The sequence below is a fragment of the Botryobacter ruber genome (genome assembly GCF_003347595.2).
Classification (GTDB): Bacteria; Bacteroidota; Bacteroidia; order Cytophagales; family Hymenobacteraceae; genus Pontibacter; species Pontibacter ruber_A.
The window spans coordinates 33115-59454 of the sequence record NZ_QCZK02000020.1 but is presented as its reverse complement, the minus strand read 5'-3'; the positions used below and the strand labels follow the sequence as shown (position 1 = coordinate 59454).

General features: G+C 49.1%; 18 protein-coding genes. 9 read left to right on the top strand and 9 right to left on the bottom strand.

Annotated features, from left to right (window positions below):
* Positions 1 to 5: 5 nt before the first annotated feature.
* The 8 genes from DCW36_RS04475 to DCW36_RS04440 all read right to left on the bottom strand — a co-directional run bounded on the left by DCW36_RS04475 (position 6) and on the right by DCW36_RS04440 (position 9153).
* Positions 6 to 2486 (bottom strand): TraG family conjugative transposon ATPase, encoded by a 2481-nt coding sequence (locus DCW36_RS04475; protein WP_114782981.1) that lies wholly within the window; start codon positions 2484 to 2486, stop codon positions 6 to 8.
* Positions 2470 to 2826: a DUF4133 domain-containing protein gene (locus DCW36_RS04470; protein WP_114782980.1), complete on the bottom strand. Its 357-nt coding sequence runs from the start codon at positions 2824 to 2826 to the stop codon at positions 2470 to 2472. Before DCW36_RS04470 ends, DCW36_RS04475 begins: the two co-directional genes overlap by 17 nt.
* A gap of 12 nt (positions 2827 to 2838) precedes the next feature.
* The gene (locus tag DCW36_RS04465; protein WP_114782979.1) at positions 2839 to 3174 is read right to left on the bottom strand and encodes a DUF4134 domain-containing protein; all 336 of its coding nucleotides are present in this window, start codon (positions 3172 to 3174) and stop codon (positions 2839 to 2841) included.
* A gap of 59 nt (positions 3175 to 3233) precedes the next feature.
* Entirely contained in the window at positions 3234 to 3869 is a 636-nt protein-coding gene (locus DCW36_RS04460) for a hypothetical protein (protein WP_114782978.1), read from the bottom strand.
* Between the two features lie 365 nt (positions 3870 to 4234).
* A complete protein-coding gene (locus DCW36_RS04455; RefSeq protein WP_114782977.1) occupies positions 4235 to 5104 on the bottom strand; it encodes an RteC domain-containing protein in 870 nt (289 codons plus the stop codon).
* Between the two features lie 390 nt (positions 5105 to 5494).
* The gene (gene mobC / locus DCW36_RS04450; protein ID WP_114782976.1) at positions 5495 to 7435 is read right to left on the bottom strand and encodes a conjugal transfer protein MobC; all 1941 of its coding nucleotides are present in this window, start codon (positions 7433 to 7435) and stop codon (positions 5495 to 5497) included.
* 45 nt (positions 7436 to 7480) lie between these two features.
* On the bottom strand, positions 7481 to 8761 hold the full coding sequence (locus DCW36_RS04445; RefSeq protein WP_114782975.1) for a relaxase/mobilization nuclease domain-containing protein: 1281 nt from the start codon (positions 8759 to 8761) through the stop codon (positions 7481 to 7483).
* Entirely contained in the window at positions 8755 to 9153 is a 399-nt protein-coding gene (locus DCW36_RS04440) for a plasmid mobilization protein (RefSeq protein WP_114782974.1), read from the bottom strand. Before DCW36_RS04440 ends, DCW36_RS04445 begins: the two co-directional genes overlap by 7 nt.
* A 572-nt stretch (positions 9154 to 9725) precedes the next feature.
* Between DCW36_RS04440 and DCW36_RS04435 the strand changes: the two genes are divergently transcribed.
* From DCW36_RS04435 to DCW36_RS04425, 3 genes are read left to right on the top strand one after another with little or no spacing between them, the layout of a single operon-like run.
* Positions 9726 to 10016, top strand: a complete 291-nt coding sequence (locus DCW36_RS04435) for a helix-turn-helix domain-containing protein (RefSeq protein ID WP_114782973.1) — start codon at positions 9726 to 9728, stop codon at positions 10014 to 10016.
* Positions 10013 to 10840, top strand: coding sequence for a transcriptional regulator (locus tag DCW36_RS04430; RefSeq protein WP_114782972.1), 828 nt, complete (start codon positions 10013 to 10015; stop codon positions 10838 to 10840). The genes DCW36_RS04435 and DCW36_RS04430 overlap by 4 nt, the downstream gene beginning before the upstream one ends.
* Positions 10758 to 11480, top strand: coding sequence for a P-loop NTPase family protein (locus DCW36_RS04425; RefSeq protein ID WP_240676047.1), 723 nt, complete (start codon positions 10758 to 10760; stop codon positions 11478 to 11480). Before DCW36_RS04430 ends, DCW36_RS04425 begins: the two co-directional genes overlap by 83 nt.
* A gap of 182 nt (positions 11481 to 11662) precedes the next feature.
* Here the strand turns inward: DCW36_RS04425 and DCW36_RS04420 are convergent, their stop codons facing one another.
* On the bottom strand, positions 11663 to 12268 hold the full coding sequence (locus DCW36_RS04420; RefSeq protein WP_114782971.1) for an RNA polymerase sigma factor: 606 nt from the start codon (positions 12266 to 12268) through the stop codon (positions 11663 to 11665).
* A 980-nt stretch (positions 12269 to 13248) separates the two neighbouring features.
* On the opposite strand from DCW36_RS04420, the gene DCW36_RS04415 reads away from it, so the two are divergent.
* From DCW36_RS04415 to DCW36_RS04390, 6 genes are all read left to right on the top strand, one after another.
* The gene (locus tag DCW36_RS04415; RefSeq protein WP_114782970.1) at positions 13249 to 16617 is read left to right on the top strand and encodes a SusC/RagA family TonB-linked outer membrane protein; all 3369 of its coding nucleotides are present in this window, start codon (positions 13249 to 13251) and stop codon (positions 16615 to 16617) included.
* Between the two features lie 16 nt (positions 16618 to 16633).
* Entirely contained in the window at positions 16634 to 18430 is a 1797-nt protein-coding gene (locus DCW36_RS04410; protein ID WP_114782969.1) for a RagB/SusD family nutrient uptake outer membrane protein, read from the top strand.
* 93 nt (positions 18431 to 18523) lie between these two features.
* Positions 18524 to 20437, top strand: coding sequence for a glycoside hydrolase family 97 protein (locus tag DCW36_RS04405; protein ID WP_114782968.1), 1914 nt, complete (start codon positions 18524 to 18526; stop codon positions 20435 to 20437).
* Between the two features lie 83 nt (positions 20438 to 20520).
* On the top strand, positions 20521 to 21768 hold the full coding sequence (locus DCW36_RS04400) for a glycoside hydrolase family 88 protein (RefSeq protein WP_114782967.1): 1248 nt from the start codon (positions 20521 to 20523) through the stop codon (positions 21766 to 21768).
* Positions 21769 to 22050: 282 nt separating this feature from the next.
* A complete protein-coding gene (locus DCW36_RS04395; protein ID WP_114783000.1) occupies positions 22051 to 24039 on the top strand; it encodes a glycoside hydrolase family 127 protein in 1989 nt (662 codons plus the stop codon).
* Between the two features lie 209 nt (positions 24040 to 24248).
* Entirely contained in the window at positions 24249 to 26270 is a 2022-nt protein-coding gene (locus DCW36_RS04390) for a glycoside hydrolase family 97 protein (RefSeq protein ID WP_240676046.1), read from the top strand.
* Positions 26271 to 26340: the final 70 nt, after the last annotated feature.

Below are 26340 nucleotides of genomic sequence, written 5' to 3'. Positions count from 1 at the left end.
AAGATTTAAGCTTTTGTTAAACCGGTCCTAATGTCATTGGCCAACTCTTCGATACCTTTGCAGATGTCCCCGCCATGTTTCCGGGCGTAAGCGTGCACCTTTACTTTCTCCGCTTCTTCGGTGGTATAGGTCAGGTATTCCTCGAGCGATACTTCCGTGCGGTAGACGCGGGAGAGGGTGCCGCCAAGGCTGATGAAGACTTCCTTGTAATTGCGTGCCGGGTCGTTGGCTTTGTTGATGGAGAGCACCAGCGCCTTTTCCTTTTCCGTGAGCCCCAGCAGCTGCTGGATGCCGTCGAACTTGTTGAGGTACTTGCTCTGGTCGAGCAGGATTTTGCAGTCCGAGTTGTTGATGATGGCCTGCTTGACCACGGGTGAGGAGATGATGTCCTCCACTTCCTGGGTTACCACGATGGCCTCGCCGTAGAACTTGCGCACCGTCTTGAACAGGTACCTGATGTATTCGGCCATACCTTCCCGGGCGATGGCTTTCCAGGCTTCTTCGATGAGAATGATTTTGCGGACGCCTTTGAGCTTGCGCATCTTGGAGATGAAGACTTCCATGATGATGATGGTCACCACCGGGAAAAGGATGGGGTGGTCCTTGATGTTGTCGAGCTCGAAGACGATGAAGCGCTCGGAGAGCAAATCCAGGTTCTCGCGGGCGTTGAGCAGGTAGCCAAACTCGCCGCTTTGGTAGTAGGGCCGGAGCACGTAGAGGAAGTTGTCGATATCAAAGTCCTTTTCCTTTACCCGGTCCGCTTTCAGCTTTTCTTTAAACACTGTCTGCACAAACTCATAAAAGCTGTTAAAGCAGGGGAAGATTGTTGGGTTTTTCTTCAGGTGCTTATAATACAGCTCCAGTGCATTGGAGAGGGCCACGTATTCGGAGCGGGAGAACGTTTCGCTGTCTTTTTTCCAGAGCGCCAGCAGGAGCGTTTTGATGCTTTCCTTTTTCTCCGTGTCCAGGCTGTCGTCTTTACTAATGTAGAAAGGGTTGAAGCGGATGGGCCGGGTTTCCGTGTAGGTGAAGTAGTAGCCGTTTACCAGCTCGCATAATCCTTTGTAGGAGTGGCCCACGTCCACCAGCACGATGTGGCTGTCCTGCTCGTGGTAGGAGCGCACCAGGTGGTTGGTGAAAAAGGATTTGCCGCTGCCCGAGGGGCCGAGAATGAACTTGTTGCGGTTCGTGCAGATGTTTTGCTTTATTGGCTCGTCCGAAATATCCACGTGCACGGGCTTGCCGGTAAGCCGGTCGCCCAGGCGCAGGCCGACGGGACTGCTGGAAGAGCGGTAGCCGGTCTCGAGGTTTAAAAAGCAGCAGGCCTGCTCCAGGAAGGTTTCGAAGGTGTCGTTCATCGGGAAATCCGCTGCATTGCCCGGCAGTCCTGCCCAAAAGATCTGCGGGGCCCCGTCCGTTTCCAGCTTGGGCGTGGCATCCAGTTGGGCCATGGCCGAGGAGACGAGGTTGCGCAGCTCTTTCTGCTTTTCCGGCTGCTCCGTCCAGGCCAGCACGTTGAAGTGCGCCTTTACCGGCAGGCGTTGCTGAATGATGGCCTCGTTGAGGAAGTCGTGGGTGGCATCACGGGCCAGGGCGTTCTCGCGCGAGTAAGCCGAGAGCGACTGCAAACGCAGGCGCTTGCTCTCCAGCCGCTTGAGCGTCTGTTGGGCATCCTCCAGGAAAATGTACTGGTTGAGGATATGATTGCAGGGAAGCAGCTGACCGAGGGGAGCGGCAAAGCCGGTGGAGAACTTGCTGCGGTCGGTCGAGTACTTGTCGTAGTTGATGCGGGAGCCGCAAAGCGAAGGCAGGTGCTCCGCGTCGGCCAGCGCAAAAAGCTGGCAGTGCTTCTCGCCAATACGGATACCATCCTGCAGGTGCATGTCCTGCAGCAAGGGCCTTTCCTCTTTGGGCAAAAGACCGCAGTAGCGCTCGATGAGGCCTGCTTTGGCTTTGGTGCCGGCCAGTTCCGCATCCGTCAGCCTGCACAATGTCACAAAGCCGCTGTCCTGCAGCACGCGCTCAAACTGCCCGGCCTGGTCCACAAAGTCCTGGAAGAGCCGGGGCTGCAGGGTTTGCTCCGGGGCCAGCGATTTGCGCAGCAGGTTGGAGACTAGCGAAGAGGCAGGGCGGCGGTCTTCGGGCTTTTTGGTGATCAGGATGTAGCAGTGGTGTTCGAGGTACGGCCGCTTGTGAAAGAAGCGCTCGCTGGCCCTGGAAAGGAAGCTTTGCCCGTCTTTGTAGTCGGCCCGGTAGAAGGATTCCAGGAACCAGTCCTGCTTGTGGAACACGGTAAAGCGGGGCAGCAGGCGGATGGCTTTGATGAGTGCCTGGTGGAGCGCCTCGTACTCAGTATCGGAGAGGGTAAAGATCTCCGGCAGCGTTACTTCATAAGCCAGGGTGATGTCGCCCTGTCGGGAGAGGATGCAGCCGTGCTCCACCTTGTAGACAGGCAGCAGGTTTTCCAGATCAATCGGCTGTGCCATGGTTATTCCGGTTAATTGATGTTTGATAAAGTTTCCAGAAGGTGCTGCGGGTGCTCAGGCGGATGTAGCGGGGAATGCTGCGGCTGGCAAACTTTTTGAGCAGGCCGTGCTCCCCGTAGGTTCTGTTCAGGTGGTAGACACCTGCAAACAAAGCCGCGCCGGAGAGCAGGATGATAACCAGGCACAAGAGCAGGGGCACGCGGGCCAGGTACATGCCGGCAAAAAGCAGCAGCAGGAATACCAGCCCTGCGGCCAGGTAGCCGATGTACTGCGCCCGCAGGCCCCGGAACTCGATGGGCCGGTTAATGCCCTTGTTAACCTGGTAAATGCTGTTTGCCATTGCCGGACCGGGTTAGACGCCAAAGAAGGAGCGGAGCACCGTGGCCACGACTACCAGGAAAATACAGCTGCCAAACCAAGCGGCCGCCACCTTGCCCGTGTCCGGCTCGCCACCGTTCCATTTCTGGTAGACTTTAACAGCGCCTACCAGTCCCACCACGGCGCCGATGGCGTACATCAGGCTGGTGCCGGTATCGAAGTAGCCGCGCACCATTTGGGTAGCCTGGGAGATGCCTGCGTTGCCGTCGGCTGATTGTGCCTGGGCGGTAAGCGCTACGGCAAAAAGGAGCAGGAGCGTAGCAATAGCAGTGGCTTTTTTTTGCTCCGGGAGGGTTGCTTGCTTTTTCATGTGCTTTGTGGTTTTAGTTGAGGTTAGGAATAAGCAGTAATAAATTTATGTGTAGTGGATTAGCTTTTCGGCCAGAGTACCTGCAGGTCTTCTGGGGTGAGCTCGTAGGGGAGCTTGACCTGGCTTTGCTCGAGGAGGAACTGCTGCACCTGGTCCTGGTGTTGGCTTTGGGCGGTGCGGCTGTACCTGGAGATGATAAGCTGCAAAAGGGAAATGAATTCCACCTTTTCCAGCTGCGTCTCCGCTACCAGCTCCAGCAGGGGCTTGATTTCCTCCAGCAGGTCAGCCAGCGTGCCCATGGGAAAAATAGGCGGCTCCGTCGCTGAAGTTGTTTTTACAGAAAGAATAGCGCTGTCTGTCTCTTCCATATCATCCTCTTCCTCTTCTCCTTGCGTTCGGGGTGCTACTTGTAGCTCGAATGCATCGGATACAGTCGGAGCATCCTGTGTGGAGACAGCTCCTATGGGTGAATCGGTGGGTATGGTTGGCGGGGTGGATTCCGCCAGAATGCCTGGTTGTGCGGTTTCCGGTGTGGAGGAGGTAAGGAACACTTGCGGTAGCAACCTGGCTGTTGCTTTTTCTACCAGTGCTTTCAGCTCCTGGCGGTAACAGAGCAACGTCACGATGAGGTAGTAGAGCAGCAGGCTGGTGCCTGTTGCAAGAAAGAACTGGGTCCAGGTAAGATGGTGAAGCATGGCCTTCTGACTTTTCTTCTGTCGCCACGTGCGACAGAAACTGAAGGCAAGTTGGGAGGAACTGCAGCCTGTTTTTCACAAGGTGTTCCGTAGGTGGGAAAAATAAAATTAATCAGTGGTGAAAACCGGGGCTGCTCATTCCATGGAAGATGTCAAGTATTTTGCACAAGATACTTGACGATTTTCTCCTTCAGCAGCAATGATTATACTTAGCTTTCAAGCTTTCCATACAAACAATAATCAATTCAAAACAACAACTACCATTGAGCTGTGGAAATGTGGTAAAGTCCCTTTGGGAGCTTTTCCATATTTCCACAGCCTCTTTTTTGTGTCTAGCCTATCGTATCCTCCAAAGGAATGCTTTTTTAAGCGTCATCCAGTTCGTCCATTCTTCGCAGGAGCCGCTCTTTCATCAGGTCGAGCAGTTTGGTGCGACTGTCTTTCTTGCGCTGGCGTATTTCCTGGAAAGTGCGGTAAATGTTATTGCCCAGATCTACCTGGAACAGTTGCGCCAGGCGCTCCACGATTTCCATCACCCCGGCGGTGCCACTGTTGATCTGCCCGGATTCATAAAGGGCATAAGCCAATTCGACCAGATGCGTTTTGCAGCCCGTCCAGGAAAAGTTACTTTTTTCAGGATTGTGTAAATTTTCGGGGCTTATTCCGGCATCCTGTAACATCAGTGATTTTAGAAAAAAATCACGAAGTTTCTCGTTTGCCTGGAAGCAGGCGGCAATATAATCATAATGGGTGGTAAAACGGCTGTCGGTGTCGGGTGTTGATGTGCTGAGCATGGAGACACTGTAGCATAAAGGAAAATCACAACTTCCCCGCACAAAATACTTCGAGTCCAGGAAGGTGGCGCCGGAATATAAGTAATGGTAGAACTGGCTATGGTCGTTAATGAAATTTCGTATGAGCTGGAGCTCGTTTTCGTAATATTCCCGAATGTTTCTGGGACTGGCAAGCGCCAGCCTGAGCTCCAGCAGGGCCATCCGGGAGTGGTAGATCAGGAGGCTGGTGAACCTGGGCTTGATGTAGCGGAAAAATTTTATTTCTTCTTCCTCGCAAGGAAAACTGTAGCTGATAACCAGTTGTTTAAGCTCCTGTATGGTTTCGTTTAAAAGCTTCAGGTTTGTTTCATGGCGTTGTACCGGTGTGACGGAAGACATTGTTTCTACCTCCCGTAGCTTTTCCTCTAGCTGGTCGTAAAGTGTTTCGGCTTGCTGTATCATAACAATGGTTTCTATTTTTTACAAGTGTCACATATGCTGCTGAATGATTATGCTGCTACGCCTGTTTTATGCTATTTCTTTGGAAACGCGTTTTGGGTAGCAGTTGCTTTGTTTTTTACTATTTTAGCTAGTGTTTTTTAGTGCCTGTTCTAAATTGTTTTCATACATGTTTTTAGGGTTAAGTAAGGTTAAAGTCTATGATTAAAAATAAGCATTGTTTGTACAAAAAAATAGGAATTGTAAGATGGTATCGTAACATATTTAAAATTATATATTTAATAAATATTTTATAACTAAATATTGGTATATTTAAATATTATAAGATTTTTGGAGGCTATTTTTATAGGTTTTAAAGTGGTCGACACGAAATAGTTTAATTTAATTGTTTAGTTATTCCGGTGCCGGTGCTGATGTCAGAATCTGCTGTACCTCCGCTTTTACCCGCTCATAATTCTCCTGAATAGTCGTCGCATCCACGTTTCGAATGAGGGGAATAGGTACATAGGCTTTCTCCTCTTTAGCGATGGCTTTATGGTCGTTAAGGATTTCGGCGTGGAAGGCCTTTAGCTCTATCCGGCACTGCGGGTCATCGGCTACCATGCCCACAAATTCCCCCGAGGAAAGAGAGGCAATGGTGGCAGGGGGAACAGCGGCATCCAACTGGGTGGAGCGGCTCACGGAGGTGTCGCTGCTGTTAATGGACACGCTTTCCCGCCGCTGCAGGATTTTACCGAAGCGCTCGGAAAGCTGTTTGGCTGTCTCCCCGGTAACCTGTCCGCTGATGACGTTGCCCACAATGTTCATCACCACTTCGGCCTGTTCGCGGCCATAGTCTTTCTTGAGCTGGCTGTAGTCCTGTACGCCCAGGGTGGTGGCTACTTTGTTGGAGCGGGCCGTGGCAATAAGGCTGTCGATGCCGTTGAAGTAGATGGTGGGGAACTCATCGAAAACGAGGCTGCTCTTGAGCCGGTTCTTCTGGTTGACCAGCTTGATGGCCCTGGAAATGTAGAGGGAGAGCACCGCCCCGTACACCTGCTGCTTAAGCGGGTTATTACCCAGGCAGATGAGCTTGGGCTCCCTAGGGTTGTTGAGGTCGAGTGTGAAATCGTTGCCCGAGAGCACGTAGTAGAGTTGCGGGGAGACCAGCCGGGCCATGCTGATTTTGGCGCTGGCGATCTGCCCCTCGAGCTGGTCCACGGCCTCCTGCTCGAAGGCGGAAACAAAGGGGTTAATGAGCACCTCTATTTCGGGCTCTGTTCGCAGGAGGGAGAAGAGCTGCTCATAGGGCGCCTGCATGAGTTCGATGACGTGCGGCAGGGTGCAGTACCGTCCGTCCTGGTATTTCTTTAGAAACCAGATGATGGCCGTGACGAAGTTGATGGGCGACTCGACAAAGAAATCCCCCTGCTTTTTGATCCACTCCCGGTTAAGCCCCAGCATGATGGTGCGGGAGGCTTCGGTGGCGTCGGTGATGTCGTTCATGGTGTCCGGGTCGAGCGGATTGCAGCGATGGGTCCTGGAGAGGTCGTCAAAGTTGATGACGTAGAACCGTGGCTTTACGGGGTACTTGTCCTGGTGCTTGAGTAATGTGTTATAGGCGATGCGGGTCAGGTCATCGTACTTGAAATCATAGAGGAAGAGGGCAAAGCCTTTCTGGATATGCTGGGTGATAACGTGGCGGATGACGAAGTAGGATTTGCCGGCTCCGGGCGTGCCGATCACCAGCAGGGCCCGGAAGGGATTGATGATGTTGATCCAGCTGCGGCGCTTTTTGCCCTGGAGATTGTATTGGGCAGGCAGGTTGATGGAATATTCATTCTCCAGCAGGCGCTCTTCCTGCGGGAAAGATTCGTTAAGCCGGTTGAAGATGTCCTTGTCCAGCTGCAGTTTGATCAGCCGGGAAAGCAGTGTTCCACCCGACAGGATGAGCAGGTAGCCGATAGCCGTGGTGCCTATATAGAGAGCAGTGGCTATGGTGGCTTCTGCAGAGCTCAAAAGGAATACATAGCTCCCCCAGTAGAGCAGCAGTCCCAGGAGGAGGTAAACCCAGATGGTGCTGCGTTTGATGTGCTCGTCTATTTTTCCTTTGGCTCCCAGCAGGGAGATAAAGAGCAGGAGCAGGGCAGCGGCTTTCGGTGCCAGCAGGCCCTGGAATAAGGGGAGCTTTTGGATGTTGAGCAGAATACGGTCCACGACAGGAGCGGTCAGCTCCCAGTGTGCAAAGGCAGCGTAGCAGGCGATGTAGAAATGCAGCAGCAGGATAACGAGGCTCAGCAGCCTGGTGAAGTCGATAATCTGGCGAAGGGCCTGTTGGTTTTCTCCGGTGTTCACTTTTTCTAGTTAAGAGTTTAGAGTTATGAGTGAAAAGTTCTGGTCTCAGAGCCTGGGTCTTCGGCGGCGCTTTTTTCTTTTCCGGCGGAGCGAATCCGGCAGGTAATCCTGTTGCTCTGCTTTCAGGAGCACATCGAGTAGTCCGGGCGCATCTGGTTTTTGCGGATGAATTGTTTCCTGCTCATGCGGCCCTGTTTTCCGGTTGCCTTTGATTAATTGCTTTGTTGTTTCTTTCTGCTCTGCATTCCTTCCCATTTTCCGCAGTTCCCCGCTTTGGCTGAAGCGTTCCATCAATGCTTTGGCACTGTAGGCTTTGCCCAGCTCGCTACCGTTGAACACGGCCCGGTGGCGGTGGTCGATGTAGGTCACGCCGTAGGTGATACCCTGGCTGTTTTCGCGGAAGATCACCTGGATGTCCTGCTTTTTCAGCCGCTTTACAAAACTTTCCCGGCTGCTGGTGGGGTGGCTGCGGAAGACTTTGTCGATGGTGCTCCGTAGCGAGAGCTGGTAAGGCTTCCTGCTGAGTTTATTCTTTTCAAATTGCTTTTCCAGGTAAGCCAGGGTGGGCTTTCCAGGGAGGGCGCTGGCTTTGATGGGCACTCCCTGCTTTTCTCCTTTTTCGCTAACGATGCTGTAGACCAGCCCCATTTTTTGATGCATCTGTGTGCCTTCGCCTCCCCGGTCTGCCGTTACCCCAAAATGGCGCAACACGGCGTTGAGCTCGGTCAGGCTGGTGTAGTTGTAGTGGCGGGTTACGGATGTGACGATATGGGCGATGCTGCGCTTGGTTTCCGACTTGCCGTAAACTACCTTCTCCAACCTCAGGGGCTGCAGCGAGAGTGTTTCTGCCTTTTTCATCTTTTCTGCCTGCACCAGCCCGTACTCCAGTTCAATTTCTTTACGGGCAGGCTCGGAACGGAGCCTGCCGATATTGTGGAGGTCGATGCGGCTGCCGTCGGAACGGATGTTGGTGGTGACAATGTGCAGGTGGGGGTGGGCCGCATCGTGGTGACGGTAGACCAGGTAGGGCTGTTCTCCAAAGCCGATCTTGTCCATGTAGCGGATGGCGATGGCCTGCAGCCGCTCGAGTTCGAGCTTCTCGCCAATGGCGAAGTTGAGGGAGATGTGGAGCGTGTTGGTTTTGACCTGCGGGCTTTTCTCCAGCAGCCGTTCGAAGCGCGCCAGCTTATCCCGGAACGAAAGCTCCTCCGGCTCCAGCAGGAAACGGCTGGCAAAGATGAGCTCCGCCTTTCCCTCCCGCACCTTGTGCTCGTTGTAGTTGAGGGCGCCTTTAATGCTTTTGCCGGTGATGATCTTTGCTACCATTTCCTGGCCAGTTGAGAGATGAGTGATAGCAGCAGGTTGGCCTTGGTCTCCACCTTCCGGTAGTGCTCGAGGGCCTGGTGGGCCAGCAGCACGCGCTTATGGCTGTTGGTGGTGCCGTTAAAGTGGCGGGTGATCTGGTTGATGTTGATGCCGATGGCCCGCAGCTCGGCACGTACGGCCGCCAGTTTCTCTACCACACTGTCCATCGTGCTGTCCTGATGGAATAGCTTGATGGGCTGTCGCGTGAGGATGCGGCGGATTACCTCCCCGATGGAGTGGCAGTCGCTTTGGAGCCGGATGCTCTCCAGCCGCCTGTATTCCTGTTCCGTCAACCGGATAGTAAGCAGGCGGGAGAGGAGCTGCTCTGGTTGTGGATTCTTCTTTCTTGGCATAATTAGGCATCAAAAACAGAAACCGAGTTCCGAGGTGAAGGGGCAACGGGACGGACCGAAAGGGAGGGGAGGCAGCCTTTTTTGTTTACAAAAATACATCTTGCTGCCTGCACCAGACCGCAGGCTTCCCCTCCTCCGGATGTTACCGAAGACCTGCCCCTTTTGAGGATTTGAAGTGGATAGCTACCTATAGGACCGCTGCTTTCCAGGGGTAACAGCGCCGGTTTTACCGGTTTTCCTCTGGCTGGAGGGGGTGTTGGTGTAGTTTTTCTTTCCATGGCTTTTTGAGGTGGAAAGCCAAAGATTGGCAGGAGGTAGCGGTGTTTTTCACAAGGTCTCCCCAACTTGGGGAATATTTTCTGTGGCTGTTTTAGGTGAATCGAGGTGGTTGTGAAGGCTGTATTTGGCTTCTGTTGTGCCCCTTTTTGCAGTTAAAGTTACCCTGTCTTCTGAATTTTACCTGTTTTCCTTCCCTTTTCGGGGTAAGCTGAATTTTTCCCAACTACGGATGACCTACTGAAAAATGCTGCGGTGGCTTTTGCAGTTTTAGGGCCTAACCAAAAGCTAATGTTATGTCAGTAGAGATCATTACCAAAGAAGATCTGCAGCACTTCCGGCGGCAACTGCTCGAGGAACTGCAGCAGCTGCTCAGCCAAAAGCAGCCAACTCAAACCCAGAAGCAAATTCTTAAGTCGGCAGAAGTTCGCAAGCTGCTGAAGATTTCACCGGCCACCCTGCAGACCCTGCGCATTAACGGCACCCTGCCTTTCAGCAAGATCGGGGGCACCATCTACTACCGCCAGGAGGATATCGAGAAACTGATGGAAGGGAACAAAAGCAACAATCAAACAGCAGGACTATGAACTACATCACGCACCTGACCGGCTTTTTTGAGCTGGCTTCGAAAGATTACCGGCTCAACCCCACGCACATGAGCCTCTACATGGCCCTGTTCCAGCAGTGGAACATGTGCCGCTTCAAAAATCCCATCTCTATCTCACGAGCGGAGGTAATGGACATCTCCAAAATCAGCTCCCGTGTTACCTACCACAAATGCATCAAGGAGCTCCATGGCTGGGGCTATATCCACTACGACCCCTCCTACAATTACTTCCGCGGGAGCCTGGTCTACATGCTGGGTTTTGAAAAAAAGGAGGGCAAAAAGCAAGATGAATACCTGTCCATTTGCTGTACCAGTGGAGAACCGGCAGTGGAGGGGTGCTGTAGTGGCGCTGAACGGGAGCTAGGCCCTTCTATAAACTATATAAACAATAAAAACATATTAAACAAATTAAACTTTAGAGTAGCACCCATTTTTACAACCAGTTCAGAAAATGAACAGGAAGGGAGGGACACTGGAAAATCCGGAAAAGAAAGAAAAGAAAAAAGTTGCGCCAAAAAAGAAAAGAAAGAAAGGCGAAGAGAGCTGCCGGGCCTGGAGGCGGTACAGGCTTTTTTCCTGGAGGAGGGCTGGCCGGAACTGGAGGCCTTCCGCTTCTTCCACCACTACAGCGCCAACGGCTGGCAGTTGGGGCGGACGCCGATGCAGGACTGGCAGGCGGCAGCTCGGAAATGGATGATCAACGGGATAAACGAAAACAATTATGCAAGCTATCAGGGAAATCGTGCAGCAGAGCCTGCCACAGGCTACAGGGGAGAAACGAAAGACTACAGCGAACCCCTCTGAGGCTGTGGTGGAAGCAGCAGTAAATCAGCAGCGGGACCTGGGCCGGTGCCTGGCTCTGCTGGAGCGGAAAGGAAAAGAGCTGTACGGGGAGCATTTCAGGCTGCATGAGGAGGACCAGCCGCTCCTGGGCAAGCTGCTGTCCTACATGATAGGGGACCGGGAGCAGGCCGAGCGGCAGGGGCTGAGCCTCCGGAAGGGGATACTGCTCATCGGCCCCACCGGTTGTGGTAAGACCAGCCTGATGACGCTGCTGAGGCTGTTCACCTCTCCCGATGAGTGCTACCGGGTGAAGTCCTGCCGGGAGGTCAGCTTTGAATTCCACCGGGAAGGATACGAGGTGATCCAACGCTTCAGCCAGGGCATTGTGTGGAGTCCCTCCAGAAAGCCAGGCGGGTACTGCTTCGATGACTTGGGAGCCGAAAGCAGCCTCAGGTACTACGGCAACATGTGCAATGTGATGGGGGAAGTTCTCCTGAGTCGCTACGACCTGTTTGTGTCGCAGGGAGTGAAGACGCACCTGACTACCAACCTGACCAGCTCCGAGATGGAGAAGACCTATGGGAGCCGGGTCAGGTCCCGGATGCGGGAGATGTTTAACCTGGTGAGCTTTGAAAAGGAAGCTAGGGATAAAAGAAGGTGAGTGATTATTGGACCAATACACCAAATGTATGGCGAATAGAGTAACCTATAATGTAATTTAGTAGCTGGACTACTTACTTTCTGCCTAAAAAGACCTGCTATAACCTATAAAGCAGAGAATAAGGGCCAAGTGAAACTTTTCTATTAATCAAACTCGATTTACTAAATCGATTTAGTAAAGGATTATAAAAAAAGTATAGCAAAAGGAGCTACAGCATAAGCAAGCTTGACGTTCTTCTTTAGAACAGCCAATCCCCGACTTACTAATTTATAAATGTTGTCTGTGCTCATATTCATGGCAGCAGAGATTTCCTGGAACGATAGGTCTTTATAAAATTTTAAGTATATGGCCTGCTGCTGGTTTTCAGAGAGAAGTGATAATCCTTGTTTTAGTAGTACTTTCTGCTGCGAAAGGTTTTGCTCCTCAATCAAGTGTTCTTCGATGGAAACAGATCTTTCCGCTTGCTTGGCTTCCAGTATAGTATAGTCATCTATACATACATGTTTTTTCTTTTTAGCTTCTTTATGTAATCTTCTCTTCGCAGAAGCAAATAGGTAAAAGCGGATAGAGGTAGGAACCGACAGGTTTTCCCGGTTTTTCCACAGATCCAGGAATAGGTTATGAATGCAATCTTCTATCAGTTCTTCATCGTCAGAGAACTTTCTGCTATAGTTATAAACTACATGTACATATGTCTGATACAACTGGCTAAAAGCAGTTTCATCTCCACCCTGGAAATGTTGCCACATTTCCTGTTCATTTAATTTTGTCTGATCAACTACATTCATGTTAACTGATATTTAAGTTCTGATATCAATTTAAGGCTGCCTCAGAAGCAGAGTAACAGATAATACCCCGTGACTTTAAAGTGGCTCTATTGTTCTGAAACTAACGATTGTTTGGTAAAGGTGAAGAAAAAAAATAGTTAATGCAATAGATGGTATAAAAAATAATTTAACCTTTCTTAGTAATTAGCCTTACTAAATCGAATAATTATTGCATTTTATTGATGCAGGTTCGGCTTATTGTTGTGGTGTTATCACTTTGCTATTGCTATATTTTTAGATACAAGGCCCGAAAAATATTGAAGGGAGTGGAAAAAAATATACAGGACAGCTCTGCTTTACCGGTGCTGCAATTGCTGTCTTATTGTTATTCAGGAGCAGAACCGAGATAAAATATCATAACTTATATGGTTAATTCTACATAAGCTTTGCACTCGAACAAGTTTAAAGAAATTTATATTTAATGTGGTTTACCATAAGCGAACAAATAATAGTAGCAGCGGCTTTAGTGGCAGGTGCAGAAGAAAATTAGCCTTGAAGAAAATTATTCTCCCAAGCCTGAAATTTGGTAATGGCAGGAGGCTAAAACGATTTGGTGGAAAGTTTTTTCAGTACATGGGACACCTCAGGATGCATGTGAAGTAATGTTCTTTAGGTCAGTGAATAAATACAGGGGAATAACTGAACAATGTTGCACCATCTATAAAATTACAAGATTTTTTCAAAACCATGTCCAATAGCAGCTTTGTGCTACTCTATGCTATTAGATGGGAGCAACGACCTGAGTTAATTTACCTGTTGATGTACATCAGTTATCCTTCCTTATTTTTATTTAAGGAAAAACAGTGTGCTACATAAAACGGCTAATTATATTGAGGAACTTACATTAGTTTATTAAAAAGAGGATACTACCATAAAAATGAAGAGAAGAGCCTGAAATACTAACCCAAAAACCAAAGTAAAACATTCTAATCATTATTAATATGCGATTAAAATTACGAAGAATTAAACTGCCGGTTTCTGCCCTGTGCGCATCTTTGTGCCTGGCACAGGCTGGTTGGCCGGGAACTGCACAAGCAGAAAGTTCCTGGCTGAATTTCCAAAACGGCAAAACGGAGCAAGTTGAAGCTCCGGTGGTATCTTTAAGTGAAGTGATTAAGTCTTCTTCTCAACAAAACCAGGTAACAGTACGCGGAAGAGTTACTGCCCAGGCAGACGGTACAGGTTTGCCCGGAGTAACCATCATGCTGAAAGGCAATTCCTCTGTAGGAACGACTACAGATATAGATGGAAATTTCTCTCTAAATGTTCCGGATGGCTCTGGGACGTTGGTTGTTTCTTATGTAGGATATGTATCGCAGGAAGTGCCGATAAACAGCAGAAATCAGATAAGTGTAAGACTGGCTTCTGATACCAAAGCCTTGGATGAAGTGGTGGTAGTAGGGTATGGTACGCAGCGTAAAGCTACAGCGACGGGTGCAATTTCTACAGTTGATGCAAAAGTTTTTGAGGATAGAGGACCGATAGCCAACCCGGTGGCTGCATTACAGGGCCAAGTGCCAGGAGTGGCTGTTACAAGAAACTCTGCACAACCCGGTCGTGAAAGCTGGGACTTTATGATCAGGGGTGCCAGCTCTGTGAATGGTACAGAGCCTTTAATAGTTGTAGACGGAGTGCCGTTACCCAATACGGCTGCACTAAACTCCTTTAACCCGGCCGATATTGAAAATATCTCCTTCCTAAAGGATGCTGCTGCATCTATTTATGGTGCAAGGGCTGCCGGAGGTGTGGTCTTGATTACCACAAAGCGGGCAAAGACCGACAAACCTACTATTTCCTACAATGGATCAGTTTCCTTAAAGAAAATTGGTTTGATGCCTGATCTTGTAGATATAACTGGGTGGGGGCCAATGATCCTTGAGGCGAGAACAAATGATGGATTTGGTGCAAATGATGTTTGGGTAAACCTGGCAAAAGCTGCCATTTATGCCAATCAAAATAACATCGACATCATGACGCGGGAACAATACCTAGCAGCAGGCTTTACGGGTTTTACCGATGTAAGGGATTTTGGTTTCTTTCCCGGGACAATGCAGGATAGACTATGGGGGGATGCTACTTCCACAGAACATCAGTTAAGTATTTCAGGTAGAACAGATAATTCAGGCTATAGAGTTTCTCTGGGTTATCTGGGGGATGGAAGCCTGCTACAGGTAGGAAATAACTCCAATAAGCGGTACAATCTTCGTTTAACACATGATTATCAATTCTCTCCGAGAGTAAAGCTGGAAAGTAATGTGTCGCTGGAAAAGAATAATATTACGCAGCCAGCCAACATCGGAGCAGTTCTTAACAATGGTAACCAGCCTGGAGCGCCTGCGGCCACAGCAGATGGCCGGGCTTATCTATGGGGGTCAGGTATCGGGAATGCCTCTGTCGTTAGCATTGCAGAGCTTGGCGGCGATTCGAGAGAAGCAAACACTAGAATCAATGCTAACTTCAATCTAACAGTCGACATTTTAAAGAACCTGAAGGCTGTAGGTGCTGCCGGGTATTATTTCCACGATGCAGACTACCGTACCCGTGAGAATGTGATTCAGTTTTATGACTATTCAGGTGGATTTATCGCTGGTTTGGCTCCATCAGGTGGAAACAGAAGCTTTTATCAGCGGGGCAATCGCCGGGAGCATTATTATAATTTAAATGGTTACCTGGAATACGCGAATAAATTTGGTGAAGACCATGAGGTACGCGTGATGGCAGGAGGGCAGTATGAGCGGAATGAATTTAACCGTTATCTGGCAAGAACCCTGGATATAATCCCGGATGTACCTTCGTCTCTGAGCCTTAGCACAGGCGACCCAAGCTCTAAATCAGTGGCTGAGGCACAGAACCACTATGCACTGGCAGGTAGTTTTGGCCGTATTAATTATACTTTCAGAGATAAGTATCTGTTTGAAACAAATGCCCGCTACGATGGCTCCTCCAGGTTCCGGCCTGAAGACCGCTGGAAGTTCTTTTACGGATTTCTGGCTGGATGGCGCCTGAGTGAAGAAAGCTACTTGAGAGATGTAGACTTCTTAAGTGAACTAAAATTAAGAGCATCATGGGGATCTGTAGGAAACCAGAGCGGCATAGGCATGTATGACTACATCCAGTTCATGAATTTGAACTTCTCGCCTGGTCCGACTAGCAATTCCTTCCCAATTATCGGAGGTTCTCCGGTTGTAAGAGTGTCACCGGCCGGCTTGGTTGCATTTGACAGAACCTGGGAAACAGTAAATACTTCTAACCTAGGGCTTGATTTCTCCTTCCTGAATAACCGCTTATCTGGTAGTGCGGAGTACTTCATTAAGCGAAATGAAAATATGTTAATTGCCAGAACTTTACCATCTGTGTTGGGCGCAAATGCTCCTGAGGGTAACAATGGCGAGTTGAAAACTTGGGGATGGGAGTTTGCCTTGAACTGGAGGGACCAACTTGGGGATGTTTCTTATCATATTGGCGGTAATGTTTCTGACTTCAAAAATGAGTTAGTTGATTTTGGTGGTCAGACACTTATCCAAAGTTCAAACCGTGGACTTAACGGTGCAGTAGAAGGATATCCAATTAACTCTTATTTTGGACTTGAGTATGCCGGTCGTATTCAGGATCAGGAGCATTTAGATGCTTATAAGCAGTTGATTGCTAATAACAACGTTGGCATTCCAAGTGGTACCACACCAAATACGTCGCTTCAGTTGGGTGATAACATGTTCAGAGATGTAAATGGAGATGGTAGAATTACCTTCCCGGAAGATGCCAAGTTCCTTGGAACAGATGATCCAAGATGGATTTACGGATTTAATGGTGGTTTGCAATGGAAAGGCTTTGATTTTAACTTCATCTTCCAGGGAGTTGGCAAGCGCACGTTAATCCGCGATGGAAACTGGAGAATTCCGGCAGCCGTTGTTTATCAGGCACAGAATGCTGCTTTCGAAAACCAATGGTGGACACCAGAAAGAACTGATGCAAGGTTACCCAGGATCTCTACGACGGGTACCATCAACAACTATAACTATTATCCATCTGACTGGGTGGCTGAAAACGGTGCCTATCTACGTCTGAAGAACCTGGTGGTAGGCTATACGCTGCCAAATGCGCTTACACAGAAGGTAAATATCCAGACCCTGCGCTTCTACTTCTCTGGCAACGACCTATGGGAAGTAAGCCATATCAACGACGGCTGGGATCCGGAAGCACCACGTAGAGTGGCTAATACTGGTGATAGTGATAACAATAATGTGAGCACATTCAGCCAGCGCTTCCCTTTCTACCGGTTCTTGACCTTTGGTGTTAACGTTACATTATAATTTTCAGAAAAAACAGATGAAAAAGATAAATCTTAAATACCTATCCTTTGTTGCAGGATTCCTGGTCTTGTTTCAATCCGGCTGCAACGAGATAACGGATGTGAAACCCATAAATGAAATTTCAGATGTCGACTATTGGAATACAGCAGATCAATTCAAGCTGGCGGCAAATGAATACTATACCTATTTAAGAACATTTCAGGGTGTTATCTCTGATGGCCCGCACTCTGACTTACGGTCCGACTTTTTAACAGGGAGCAGCTTAAACCCATTCAGCAGTGGTACTAATACAATACCGCTTTCGGATGGTAACTGGAACAGCTCCTATTCCCGACTCCGGGCTATCAATTATCTGCTGGAGAGAGCACAAACTTATCCCAACCCTGCCGAAATTGCGCAATACGTGGCAGAGGCAAAGTTTTTCAGGGCATATATTTATTTTGACTTGTTGCAATTATACGGAGCTGTACCCATTGTAGCGAGGCCCCTTACTACTACCTCTCCGGAGTTGCAGGCACCGCGTAACTCAAGAGATGAAGTTGTGGACTTTATCATAAAAGACCTTGAAGAATCTATACCTACTTTACGGTTAGAAAATGCCATACCGGCAGCCGATAAAGGCAGAATAAGCAAAGGTGCAGCACAATCGTTTTTAGCACGGGTGGCCTTATATGAAGGCACCTGGCAGAAATTTAGAAACGGTAATGCCAGTCGCTACAATAATTTGCTGGATAAGGCCATCACGAATAGTGATGCTGTAATTACAAGCAACCAGTATCGCTTATTCGGAACTGCCGGTGCCTCTGTTGCCTTAGGTGATTCTGCCTACAAGTATCTGTTCATCCTGGAGAATGAAAGATCTAATCCGGCGGGAGTTAATAAAGCGGCCAATAACGAATATATTTTGGCTAACAGGTATGATCAGAACTTAAGGCAGATAAGACTCAATATAACGCAAACCGTATTTAAAAACGCTGCAGTAAACTGGCCAACGCGTTCTATTGCTACCATGTACCTGGCGCAGGACGGCTTACCTATCGAAAAGTCTTCTGTTTTTCAGGATTTTGGAACACCCGTTTCTGAGTATATCAACCGCGACAACAGGATGCAGTATTCTCTCATGATTGACGGTCGTTATTACTGGGATAACGAAGCTCCAAGCAGCCGAATAGACTGGACGGGAAGTGCGGCAGAGCGGGCTCACTCCACAGGAAGGCATAACGCTTCTGTTGGTACAGGCTATGCAAACCAGAAATGGGGGACAGAAAGACGGCTAAACGATAATGAGGAATCATATGATTTTCCAGTCATTCGATATGCGGAAGTGCTGCTTACTTATGCTGAAGCAAAGTTTGAGCGTGACGGAATGATAAGTGATGCAGACCTGGACAAATCGTTGAACCTGGTTAGAAACAGAGCCAATAAAACGATGCCGAAGCTAAGCAATGCACTTGTAAGTGCGAATGGACTGGACATGCGCACCGAAATCAGAAGAGAGCGAAACGTGGAATTATACTATGAAGGTTACAGGAGAGATGATCTGATGCGCTGGAAATTAGCCGAGGTAGAATTGCCTAAACCTACATTAGGTATCAAATGGGCAGGTACTACCTGGGAACCTAAATGGAACAAAAATACATCAGCGAATCCAGGGCCTCCTTTTATTCCCCCATATCCAGTAAATGCGGATGGAATACTCGTGATTGAAGCAGGAAGGCAATTTGATCCGAACAAGAACTACCTGTTGCCTATCCCGACACAGCAGATAGAACTAAATCCTAATTTAGCGCCAAACAACCCTGGTTGGCAATAATTTCTTAATCAAAAAGAAGGTTAAATCAGAGCAGTTGGTTTGACCTTCTTTTTTTATCCGGTTTATTCGAATGAATGCACCAATTAAATCCTGATGAACTACTCTTTCCAGAAATCACTCTTACTTTCATTAGTGCTTGCCCTGGCCGCACATTTATCCTTTGCCAAGGAAACTATCATCCCAGAAACCCAGACGCAGGTACAGTCGCCGGATGGAAATCTGGTCATGAACTTCTATCAGAAAAGGGACGATGCCAATAAAAAGCGGATGTATTATACCGTTGCATTTAAAGGCAAACCCGTTGTACTTGAATCAGTACTTGATATCCAGATTGACAACCGCATTATGGAATCGGCCATGGCTGTGAAGGCCGACAGGCGTGAACGCTGGACAGAGAACCTGGATGTGAAGGAAATTACCAAATCGAGCGAAGACCAGACCTGGAAACCGGTATACGGCGAGAAGAGCCAGATTCGCGACCATTACAACGAAGCAACAGTCAAACTTGCTAAAGACGATGCGCCAAACTACCGGATGCACATGGTGCTGCGCGCTTATAACGAAGGCGTTGCTTTCCAGTACTTTTTCCCGGAGCACCCGCAGGGCATCTACTACCGCATTGCTTCAGAAGATAATGAGTTTACAATGCCCGAGGGTACCAAGGGCTATGTGACCACCTGGGCGCAGGGCCCGTACCAGCTCCTTCCACTTCAAAACTGGCCAGACTTGAGCGAACGTCCGCTTACATTGACCTTGCCAAATGGGCTGTACGTGTCGCTGGCCGAGGCGCAGATGGTGGATTATGTGATGACCAAATTTAAGCTGCGTCCCGACAAACTAAATACCGTCATGACCTCCCTGTACGAAAGTGTTGACATGATTTCGCCTTTCAGTACGCCCTGGCGCGTAATTATGGTAGCAGAAAAACCAGGTAAGCTGCTGGAAAACAACCACCTCATCCTGAATCTAAATGAACCCAATAAAATAGTGAACACCAGTTGGATTAAGCCCGGAAAGTTAATCAGGGAAATAACTCTGACAGACGAGAATGCAAAAGCCTGTATCGACTTTGCCGCTGCTCATAACCTCCAATACATTATGTTCGACTGGAAATGGTACGGGCCTGCTTTCAGTTTTGCCTCTGATGCCCGTAAGGTGGTTGTGCCGCTGGATGTGAAGAAATGGATTGCCTATGGCAAAGAGAAAAACGTGGGTGTGATTTTATATGTAAACCAACAGGCCCTCCTAAAACAAGCCGACGAGATATTTCCGTTGTACAAGCAATGGGGTGTAGCCGGCGTGAAGTTCGGATTTGTACAAACAGGCGCCCACCGCTGGACTACCTGGATGCACGATGCCATCAAAAAAGCAGCCGAGCACCAACTCATGGTGAACGTGCACGATGAATACCGCCCTACTGGCTTCGAGCGCACTTATCCGAACCTAATGACCATGGAAGGAATACGTGGCAACGAGGAGTTTCCGGATGCCACACACAACACCATACTGCCCTTCACCCGCTACATCGCCGGAGCAGGCGACTACACCATCTGTTACTACGACAAACGCCTGAAAACCACACACGCGCACCAACTGGCCCTGAACGTTATTTCGTACAGTCCGCTGCAATCAGTGTTTTGGTACGACAAACCTTCTGATTACCAGGGAGAGCCGGAGATTGAGTTCTTTGAGAAAATGCCTACCGTCTGGGACGAAACAAAAGTAATACAGGGCGAAATCGGGCAGTACATTACCATGGCCCGCCGCAGCGGCAACGACTGGTTTGTAGGTACCCTCACCAACAACGACGCTCGCACTCTCACCATTCCCCTGGACTTTCTGCCAAAGGGCAAAAAATACATAGCTAAAATCTACTCCGACGACCCTACCGTTAACACCCGTACAAAGGTAAGAGTAGAACAGCAAAATGTAACCTCTACAAAAAAGCTGAACGTAAAGTTTCAACCTTCCGGTGGACAGGCCATCTGGCTTACGCCTGCACAATAAAAATCCGTGCTTTTGTCTAAATCTAAATTCACTTGCCTCTATCTTTATAGATTAAGCAAATTTATTTTTACAATTATACAAACATGAAATTGTTCAGCAAACGAAATGGCGCTGTACTGCTTGCAGCAGCCTGTATGCTTTTTAGTGCGTGCTCGGGTAACAATAGCACCGGCACCACCTCCAGCGAAAACATCAACCCGGCAATCGTAACCCAAAACCTGGAGTATTGCGAAGCACAGGTAAAAAAAGCATTGGCAGTAATTCCATCATACGACAGTGTGCCACGTAACATCACACCGGGTCAGCAGCAGTGGAACTACGTCACCATCAACGACTGGACCAGCGGTTTCTGGCCTGGTATACTCTGGTATACCTACGAGTACAGCAACGACAACACGATTAAAGGAAAAGCCGAAGGTTTTACCGAAGCGCTAAAGCCGATACTGGTGCAGAATAAATGGGACCACGACCTGGGCTTCATGTTTTATTGCAGCTATGGCAACGGCTACAGACTAACCAAGAATCCTGCTTACAAAGAGGTGCTGCTCGAAGCGGCCGATTCGCTGGTAACGCTGTACAACCCGACAGTTGGTACTATACTTTCGTGGCCGGGCATGGTGCAAAAAATGAACTGGCCCCACAATACCATTGCAGACAACATGATGAATCTGGAGCTGTTGTTCTGGGCCGCCAAAAACGGGCGTAAAGACTATTACGACATGGCTGTGCGCCACGCAGAAGTAACCATGAAAAACCACATCCGCCCCGACAACTCCATGTACCACGTGGCGGTGTACGACGATAAAACAGGCGAATTTATAAAAGGTGTCACCCACCAGGGCTACGCCGACAACACTATGTGGGCCAGGGGGCAGACCTGGGGCATTTATGGCTTCACGCTTTGCTTCCGCGAAACAGGAAGAGAAGACTTTCTGGAAACAGCGCAAAAACTGGCAGACCGTTACCTTGAAAGGCTACCGGAGGACATGGTGCCCTATTGGGATTTTGATGCACCCAATATTCCCAACGAGCCAAAAGATGCTTCTGCAGCAGCCATCACAGCCTCTGCACTGCTCGAGCTTTCCACTATGGGTGATAATCAGCAGTTAAAAGACAAGTATAGAAATGCAGCCGAAAAGATGATAGCGTCCCTTTCGTCAGACAAGTACCAGAGTAGAGGACAGAACAATGCTCTCCTGCTGCACTCTACCGGTCACTGGCCAAACAAAACGGAACTGGACGTGCCTATTATTTACGCGGACTATTACTACATCGAAGCGCTGCTGCGCCTGAAAAGGCTTAACGCAGGCGAGAAAGTAGCAGCGCTGTAACAACTCTGATAGTTTAATTCAACAAAGCCTTTGCTTCTCCAGGAAGTGAAGGCTTTGTTTGTTGGCAGGAAGTAGAAAAAATGGGACTAAACAACTTTTATTCCAGCCTGTTTGTCTAAATTGATATTAGGACAACTCTATTAATGTGAACACTCTTCACCGGTGCCCGGTATAGGGCGGCTGAGGGTGTGGAGGCTGGTGCAAAACAGATTCTTTTCAAGATATGAAGCGATTTCGAAGCTGTTCATCAACTTCACTATAAAATTCATTAAAATTTTTATCATGCAACAATTCTTGTTCAAAGTAGCGCTTCCTGTTAAATGCCTTGTTTTATCTCTTCTGGTTTTACAGCCTGACAATTCGGTGGCCCAATCGCTCTACCCGGGGCAGCATCAGGATAAAGTGGTAGTTCCGGTAAAGGCACCTATAAAGGCTTACAGTTTCGAATTGAAAGATGTGCGGGTGCATAACAGCCTGTTTAAGGATAATATGGAGCGGGAAGGCAAATGGTTGCTGTCCTTGCCGAACGAGCGCCTGCTGCACAGCTTCCGGGTGAATGCAGGGATGTTTACAGATAAGAAGAACAGTCCTACCAAAATGCCAAAGCCGCTAGGCGGTTGGGAAGCCCTGGACATGGAATTGCGTGGCCACAGCATCGGGCATATCATGTCTGGCCTGGCGCTGCAATATGCTTCTACCGGCAACGAAGCGTTTAAACTCAAAGCAGACAGCCTGGTGGCCGGTCTGGCCGAAGTGCAGGAGGTGCTGAATCAGGACGGCTACCTGAGTGCTTATCCGCAAAACTACATCGACCGGAACATTGCAGGCAAAAGGGTATGGGCGCCCTGGTACACGCTGCACAAGCTGTTTGCAGGCTTCACGGATGTATACGTGCACATAGGTAACAAACAAGCCTTGGATGTTGAAAACAAAATGGCCTCCTGGGCTTACAAAAAGCTTTCGCCACTTTCCAAAGAGCAGCTGGCCCTGATGCTCCGCAACGAGTTCGGTGGTATGAATGATGCCTGGTATAACCTGTACTCCATTACCGGTAACCCGGAGCATAAAAAGCTGGCGGAAATGTTCTACCACAACGCAGTACTCGACCCACTGGCCAACCAAAAGGATGAACTGAACCCACTGCATGCCAATACGGTCATCCCAAAAATTACAGGCGAAGCCCGCGGCTACGAGCTCACCGCCGACCCGAAGCAAAAAACTATAGCCACCTTCTTCTGGGATACCGTTATCCGCAACCATACCTATGCCCATGGCGGAAACAGCGACAAAGAACATTTCTTTGAGCCGGGCAAAATATCGGAGCACCTGACCGGTAATACAAGCGAAACCTGCAACACCTACAACATGCTGAAGGTGACCCGCCACCTGTTCACCTGGACGCCCGATGTAAAATATGCCGACTATTACGAGCAGGCCCTCTACAACCACATCCTGGGACAGCAGGACCCCTCAACCGGCATGGTGACTTATTTTACACCCATGAAGCCGGGCTCCTACAGGTTATACAGCACCCCCGACCAATCCTTCTGGTGCTGCGTAGGTTCCGGTTTCGAGAGCCACTCCAAGTACGGCGAAGGCATTTACTACCACGATAACAAAGGGGTGTACGTGAACCTGTTCATCCCTTCCGAGCTGAACTGGCAGGAGAAAGGCGTGAAGATTCTTCAGGAAACAAATTACCCTGAAGAAGAAACAACCCGCTTAACTATCCGGACAAAAGATGCCATTAACATGCCGCTCTACCTGCGTTACCCATCTTGGGCGACCTCTGGCGCGACTGTAAAAGTAAACGGTAAAAAAGTAAGTATCAGCGAAAAACCAGGCAGCTACATCACCTTGAGCCGCAATTGGAAGAATGGCGACAGAGTGGAGGTAACCTACCCGATGTCGCTGCGCTTAGTGGCAGCTAATGACAACCCTTCCAAAGCAGCAATTGCGTATGGACCAGTAATTTTAGCTGCGAAAATGGGAACAGAAGGAATGGTGGGAACAGCTCCAGACCATAATCCTGCAGACCCCTACCAGTACTATGGTTACGACTACAACATCCCGGAAAGCTTAGAGCACACGCTCCTGGCAAGCGGCGATAAAATAAATAACTGGCTGAAGCCGGTAAAAGGACAGGCTTTAACTTTTAAAACCAATTCAACTCAAACAGGAAAAGAAGTGATGCTGGTACCTTACTATAACCTGCACCGCGAGCGGTACGTGGTGTACTGGGACTTTAAGAGCCCGCTTTCAAAGAAGTAGTTTAAAGAGGATTTTATTTTAACGTGGTCAGCCGGTGCAGCTACAGCGCATCGGCTGATTTTTTTGTAGTCAAAGCTGAATAAGGAGCAGTATATTGTCTAAATCAAACGAACAAACGCTCTATAGTGAAAAGAAGTCCAGAATTTTTCGCTTAGACCATATTTGGTAGCCAGCGCACAATTAAATAAAATAGTAGTACATAGATGATTATGAGTAACAGAAAAACCAGCAGAGCTTTATGGAACAGAATAATGCTGTTTGCATGTGGATTCCTGTTTTGGGGAACAGTCTCGGCACAACAGGTAATTGATAACACCCGCCATAGCCTTACCTCCCCGGATAAGAACTACACGTTTACTTTTTACCAGAAAGCCTCACCGGCCGGTAAAAAGCAAATGTATTACGAGGTCAGCTATAAAGGCAAACCCGTTATTCTGGAGTCGGAGCTGGGTGTGCTGGTCGAAAATCAGCTATTCGAGTCGGCACTGGCCATCGAGAACGACCCCAGCCAACTATGGGGCGAAAACCTGGACCTGAAAAACGTAAGCCGCTCCTCCAACGACACCTCCTGGAAGCCTGTTTATGGGGAGCGCAGCACCGTCCGCGACCACTACAACGAAATGGTAGTGGAGTTTGAAAAGTTTGGTGCCGGAGATGCCACCGCTGAAGGCCACGGTGGTACTTCCTACGACCGCCGCAGAAGCTATCAGCTGCATGTAGTGGTGCGGGCCTACAACGAAGGCGTGGCGTACCGCTACCATTTCCCCGAAAATAACAATGGGCTCTTTATGCACATCACCGGCGAGCAGACCCAGTTTACGATGCCCGAAGGCACCATGGCCTACCACGAACGCTGGGCACAGGGGCCATACAACCTGCTGCCGCTCAAAGGCTGGACAGACGAAAGCGAGCGACCTTTAACCATGACGTTGCAAAACGGGCTCACGGTATCGTTAACCGAAGCCGAAATGGTGGACTACGCCAGAACTAAGTTTCGCCTGAGCGACACCAAACCCAACACACTCCAGGCTTCCATGTATGATAACGTGGATGCCATCACGCCTTATTCCACGCCGTGGCGTGTAGTTATGGCAGCTGAAAGACCAGGCGATTTAATACAGAATAACTACCTCATTTTAAACCTGAACCCGGAGAATAAGCTAAAAGACACCTCCTGGATAAAGCCGGGCAAAGTGTTCCGCTCCGGATTAAGCATGAAGGAGGCGCAGGCAAGTGTGGATTTTGCGCATGCCCGCAACCTGCAGTACGTGCACCTGGATGCCGGCTGGTACGGTCCCGAAATGAAAGTAGCTTCCGATGCCACCAAAGTAATTGAAAGCAGGGATATTGATATGGAGCAGCTCACAAAGTATGCAGCTGAAAAAAACATTGGTGTCATCGTTTATGTCAATCAGCGTGCCCTCGTGCAGCAAATGGATGAGCTTTTTCCGCTATACCAGAAGTGGGGGCTGAAAGGCATTAAGTTTGGGTTTGTGCAGATTGGTTCCAACCGCTGGTCGAACTGGATGCATGAGGCTGTAAAGAAAGCAGCAGAACACAAGCTCATGGTCAACATTCACGACGAGTACCGCCCTACTGGTTTCAGCCGTACCTACCCCAACCTGATGACGCAGGAAGGTATCCGCGGAAATGAAGAAATGCCGGACGCAACCCATAATACCATCCTGCCCTTCACCCGCTACATAGCTGGTGCCGGCGACTACACCATCTGCTACTATAACAACCGCATCAAAACCACACGTGCGCACCAGCTGGCCCTGTCGGTGGTGACCTACAGCCCGCTGCAGTACATGTACTGGTACGATACCCCCGCGCATTACGGCGGCGAGCCAGAAATCGAATTCTTCGAAAAGGTAAAAACCGTCTGGGACGACACCCGCGTGTTGAGCGGAGCGATTGGCGAGCATATCGTTACCGCCCGCCGCAGCGGAGACAACTGGTTTGTAGGCGCTATTACTAACAACGAGGCCCGGCAGGTGAGCGTGCCCCTGAACTTTGCAGACCCGAAGCAGAAGTATGTGGCGCATATTTATGTGGATGACGATAAGGCTACCACCAAAACAAAAGTGGGGGTGCAGAAATACCTTGTAGATGCAAAAGACGTACTGCGGTTTAAATTAAAAGCAAGCGGCGGAGCAGCTATCCATCTGGAGCCGGTGTCGGGCAATGCTGCAAAACAGTATAAGAAGTTGCCCAAGCAAACGCTGTAAGGAAGGCGGGAGAGAAGGTTCCGGAACCTATTTCAAAACTATTGCAAAATCAATTCAAAATCATCAGATG